Annotated in this window: 3 protein-coding genes; all 3 read left to right on the forward strand. The window is 64.4% G+C overall.

Annotation, left to right across the window (positions count from 1 at the left end; genetic code table 11):
- Window positions 1-1,022 precede the first annotated feature (1,022 nt).
- The 3 genes from QZT63_RS03210 to QZT63_RS03220 are packed head-to-tail and all read left to right on the forward strand — an operon-like array spanning window position 1,023 to window position 5,328.
- Window positions 1,023-2,648: a glycosyltransferase family 4 protein gene (locus QZT63_RS03210; RefSeq protein WP_290648524.1), complete on the forward strand. Its 1,626-nt coding sequence runs from the start codon at window positions 1,023-1,025 to the stop codon at window positions 2,646-2,648.
- Window positions 2,645-4,582, forward strand: a complete 1,938-nt coding sequence (locus QZT63_RS03215; protein ID WP_290648526.1) for an alginate lyase family protein — start codon at window positions 2,645-2,647, stop codon at window positions 4,580-4,582. The genes QZT63_RS03210 and QZT63_RS03215 overlap by 4 nt, the downstream gene beginning before the upstream one ends.
- Entirely contained in the window at window positions 4,558-5,328 is a 771-nt protein-coding gene (locus tag QZT63_RS03220; protein ID WP_290648527.1) for a WecB/TagA/CpsF family glycosyltransferase, read from the forward strand. Before QZT63_RS03215 ends, QZT63_RS03220 begins: the two co-directional genes overlap by 25 nt.
- Window positions 5,329-5,514: the final 186 nt, after the last annotated feature.

A 5,514-nucleotide genomic window follows, 5' to 3' on the forward strand; every position in this document is an offset into this window, starting at 1 on the left:
CGGACACAGTTGCCGGGTTGCCCCCGAACGTGCAACCGGCGAGCGCAATGACGGTCAGCGCCAGTAGCGAGCGGATCGAAACCCGGTGAATCATGTGTCGTATACTCATCACTAACCCTTTTGCCCCCGCCGCACGAGGATCATTGACCAGTTTCAGCACGCGTTCCGGCACCGCTGCTGCCAGCTTCAGACGGACCAGCTTCAGAAGTAATGCTGAAGTGGCGCCGTGCAACCATCACGAGCCCGATCGTCCCGACGATGATCACCAGGGGTAACCCGGAGAAAGCCGAGTGATGCGGAAGCGGTTGTCGGGCACCTTGCCCGTTACTGTTTCGCACAGCGCCCAGGATATCGCGCTCCGGCGGGCTTCGCCGCGACAAGGCTGTGGCCAATTCCGGACCGCCATCGTTTAATCTCGGGCTTAACCCCGGGGGATCAATGCCATCGTAAAGGCCTGTATCCGCCCGATCGAATATCCCGAAACCCGCGGGCAGGGCGTCCTGCTGGACGTCCTGCCTGGTCACGACTGCAGCCGACCCGTTCTTGGCATCTGCGGCAGCGTCGGGCTCAGCCCAAACGCTACCCGGCCACGCCGTGGCTAGCCAAAACGCGGCCACCAGCGTAGCGATGCCAAGACGGCGATTTAACGACATACAACCCTCCTTGGAGGTCTTACAGCGCACACCCAAGCTCTCACCGGCGCCATCACCCGCCGGTGGCCCCGCGAACTCCTGTTCTGGCTTCTCACCCTACGGGGCCGCGGAATTTGGATCTGTACGCTACCGCACAGAGGCCTCGCCACCGCTCCACCTATCCTGCTCGGAAGGTGATGCGGGAACAGGCAGACCATACTGCGCGGATCATTAAAGTTGTAAGTCATAAGACCTACCTAAGGGCTGTTTGTTCACCGTTAAAGGGTTCATTCGTTTCGAGTCCAACAAGCTGGCCCCGGAAGAGCGCCGGCGCGACCGTCGTGTCGGGTCGAAATGTAGTCAGGATTTAGTGGCAGAGGCCGGAGACCAATGCAGTCACTTTTCGCGACGGTTACGGCCTTGATTATCAGCCTGATCGTCATCCCAGTGATGATTCGTCTTGCCCCCGCCCTGGACATGCTGGACCAACCCAACGCGCGCAAGGTGCACTTGCGACCCATGCCCCGTGTCGGTGGCTGGGGGATTACTCTGGGGGCGATGATCGCCGTCCTGCTGTGGCAGCCGCCGTCGGCGGAGTCCGCGGCCTTCGTGGTGGGTGCGCTTATCCTCTTGCTGGGTGGTACGTGGGACGATCAAGCCGATCTCCCGCCGCTGGCCAAGCTCGCCCTTCAGTGCGCGGCGGCCATTCCCGTGGTGTCCTATGCCGGCCTGGCCATGGATACAGCGCCGTTGTTCGGTGACTGGGCACTGCATAGTGCCCTCGCCCTGCCCCTGACCGTGCTCGGGCTGATGACCTGTATCAACGCCACCAATACATCCGACGGCCTGGACGGCCTGGCCGCCGGTGTCACCCTGCTCAGCTTTTTCGGCATCCTCTACCTCGCGTACGCCCTTGGCATCACGGAGGTCCTGCTCATCACGGCGGCGTGCATTGGGGGCCTGGCGGGTTTCCTGCGGTACAATACCTACCCTGCCCGGATCTTCATGGGCGACTCGGGAAGTCAGTTCCTCGGTTTCGCGGTGGGGTTTCTTGGGTTGGCACTGGTGCATGCAGCACCCGGCCAGGTCTCGCCCTGGCTGTTGTTGCTGCTGGTCGGGTTGCCGACGGCAGATCTGGGTATCGTGATGATTCGGCGGATCATCAACAGGCAGCCCCCCTTCCACCCGGACAAGACCCATCTCCATCATCGGCTGATAGCTGTGGGGTTCACCCACAACCAGTCGGTGATCACCATCTATGCGGCTCAGGCGTCCTTCGTGTTCTTCGGCGTGGCGCTGCTCCCCTCTCAGGAATGGACCATCCTGCTGGTCTATGCGCTGCATCTGATTGTGGTGTACGGGTTTGTCTACCTGGCAGAGCAAACGGTCGTCGTGCAGCCGCCCGGCAACAACCGCAAGCGTGCCAGCTCCCCGCGCCCTGTGCGCCCTGTCCTGGTCTGGGCGCCGCGCGTGGCGCTTGAGCTGCTGATTCCGGTGATCCTGGTCACCCTCGCCGCGCTCGCCACCAACGTCCCCAGAGATTTCGCATTGTTTGCCGCGGCCCTACTGGCATTGCTCGTTCCGAGACTCTTTCGTACCGGCATGCCACCGTCCCTGCTGACGCGTGTGCCTGTGTTCATGACCGTCACGGCCGTCCTTTATTTATACACGGAGTATCCGCCGTTCGAGAGCGGTCTGGCCCAGGCGACCGAGATGGCGGGCATGGCAGCCGTGGCCCTGCTCGCCGTAGGCGCAGTGCGGTCCTCGCCCATGCGACGGCAGCGAGAGTTTCGGATCTCGGCGCTGGACTATCTACTGCTGATTCTGGCGGCGCTGACATTCGTCGCCCTGCTCACCAGTCCGCTTGAGATCAACCCTTTGTTCATGATCTACGCGGCGATCCTGCTCTACGGCTCGGAACTGTTGCTTGTGGAGCGGCGGGAGCGCTGGGACTGGTTGCTCCTGGCGGTTGCCATGGCGGCGCTTCTGATCGTATTCCGTGGGCTGGCGTTATGAACCAGTCAGCGGGTCGGCAGTCCGCGGCGCCTGCGCTGATCACCAAGGGCTTGTGGTATTTGCGCCGGCTGAGCGTCATGAGACCGCCAGAGCTGGTTCACCGGACCGGCCAGGCCGCAACCCTGGTGGCACTGCGCGCCCACTTCCACTGGGGGCGCGCCGGCTCGCCTGCGGCAGCACCCGAGCTGGCATTCACCCGGGCGACGAGCAGGCAGCTGCCGGAACTCGACATCGACCAGCACTGGATCCGCGCCGCGGCCTCGGCACTGCTCTCCGGCTCAACGGGACGCCCCGGGTTGTCTTGGCGCTGGAGCCAGGATGCGCAGATCTGGCACCGGGCGCCCGATACGGGTGCACTGTGGCCGCGAACATTCTTCGGGGCGATTCCTTACCGTCCCGGCAACCCTTACGGCGACGTGCGCGCCCTCTGGGAGCCCGCGCGATTGCAGCACCTGCTGGCTCTGGCACTGCTTGCCGATGCGGGGGCGCGGCGCACCCGGCAGCGCGCGATCGCGCTGCTCCGTGCGCAACTGACCTCATGGGTGCAGGAAAACCCGCCGCTCGCCGGGCCCCACTACATCTCGTCCATGGAATGCGGGCTGCGGCTCATGGCAGCCTGCTACACGCTCGATACCATCCGCCCCTGGCTTGAGGAGCGGGATGCCTGCAGGGATGCGGTGGCCCGGATAGCGGCGAGCCATGCACCGCTGATTGCAAAGCGCTTGTCGCTTTACTCCTCCCGGGGCAACCACACCATCGCCGAGGCCGCCGCCCTGGTTCACGCCGGCGCCATCTTTACGGAATTCCCGCAGGCCCGTACCTGGCTGCGGAATGGCTTGAACCTGCTGGCGAAGGAGGCGGATTTCCAGATCCTGCCCGATGGCGGCGGAGTGGAAGCGGCCATTGGCTATCACACGGTGAACCTGCAACTGATCGCGCTGACCGAACAGCTGCTGGCGCGTTTCCATCTGGCGAGCGACCCCCGCCTGGCGGCGGCCATCGCGCGTGGAACCGCCTTCCTGCAAGGGATGGCATTGCCGGACGGAACCCTGCCGGATATTGGCGATAACGACGACGGGCAGGCGCTGTCGCCGGCGCTGACGCTTTGCCGCCCTGCGCCGAGAGGCCCATCGCCGCCACTGCTGCAGGCATACCCTGAATCCGGCTACACGGTGGTTCACCAGCCTCGGGCGGGGGGGCCGCTCCAGCTCACGTTGGATCATGGGCCGCTCGGTATGCCTCCGGCTTTCGGCCACGGCCACGCCGACGCCCTGTCTTTGCTGCTCACTGTCGGGAAGACGCCGGTCCTGGTTGCCACTGGCACCTATTCCTACGCTGATGATCCGCAGTGGCGGGGCTACTTTCGTGGAACCAGCGCGCACAACACGGTCACCGTCGATGGCCGTGATCAGGCGCAACAAAGCGGGAATTTCCAGTGGGCACGCCCGTACAATGCGGCCCTGCTGGAGAAGCACATCAACGACGATGGCAGCGGCCGCCTGCTTGCAACCCACGATGGATACCGTGACCAGGGCGTTCGCCATTCGCGCGGGCTTGTCTGGTCACCGCAGGGGTGGGTTATTATCCTGGATCTGCTGACGGGTTCTGGTGACCACGACCTGGCGCTGCATTGGCATCTGGGCGTACCCGCGGAGCTGCGCGAGGAGGGTGAACTGGCACTGGCGATTCCCGATGCGCCAGCTAGGCTTTTGTGCACCGGCGGCGAGATCAGCCTCCATACCGGCGACACCTCGCCGATTCTTGGCTGGCGCTCGCCGAGTTACGGCGTGCGGGAGCCTCTGACAACACTTCGGGTGGCTTACTCGGGGCCATTACCACACCGGATGGTGACGATTTTCCGCTTTCAGGGAGCGGCAGTGACGGAGCCTGATATGGAGGAGTGCCTGCAATGGATGACCGAGTCAACACGTTGAACCCGCCGCGACACGACGTACTCGGGGTTCCGGTCAGTATGGTGACCATGGGATCGGCCATGGCCTACGTTCGTGCGTTTCTCGCCCGGCCGGGCGTGGATCTGGTGGTGGCATCCAATCCGGAGAAAGTCATCGCCGCGCGCAAGAACCCGGAGCTCATGGCCGTGCTCAAGACCGCCGCCATGGTCATTCCGGATGGCATCGGCGTGGTGCTCGCCTCACGTTTGCATGGCCAGAATGCGGTGGCGCGGGTTCCGGGATCGGAACTCATGCCCAACATCTGTGCCCTCGCCGCGGCCGAGGGACACAGCATATTTCTGTACGGCGCTCGCCCTGAGACCGTGGCGCAGACGCAGGCCCTGCTGCAGAAGCAATACCCGGGCATCAACATCGTCGGCGCACAGCACGGGTACGTCACCCCTGAGGAGATGCCCGCGCTAGTGGATACGATTAATGCATCCGGCGCCCGGATCTTATTCGTCGGCCTGGGCAGCCCGCGCCAGGAATTGTGGATGGCGCAGTACCGGCACCAGCTTACGGGCGTACGACTCTGCCAGGGTGTCGGCGGCACCTTCGACGCCATCTGCGGCCGCCCGCGCCGGGCGCCGCGGCTATTCCTTCGCCTGCATCTGGAGTGGCTCTATCGCCTGCTGTCGCAGCCGGCGAGAATCCATCGCCAGCGCGCGCTACCGGTATTCGCGACCCAGGTCCTCCGCGACCTGATTCGCTCGGGGCGCACACGGTAACATCCGCCCCCGAGGGGGCCCGCCACTCCCACCCATCGAAGGGCTGTAGGGTGTCATTAGCGACAGCGTAATGCACGGTTAAACAAACCGCGCCGCAGGCGCACGGGCCCAGCTTGAGTTGTGCGCCTGCGGCGCCCTATCATCGACGGCGGGTTACGCTGCGCTAACCCGCCCTACGGGTACGGA

The sequence above is a fragment of the Aquisalimonas sp. genome (assembly GCF_007120195.1).
Taxonomy (GTDB): Bacteria; Pseudomonadota; Gammaproteobacteria; order Nitrococcales; family Aquisalimonadaceae; genus Aquisalimonas.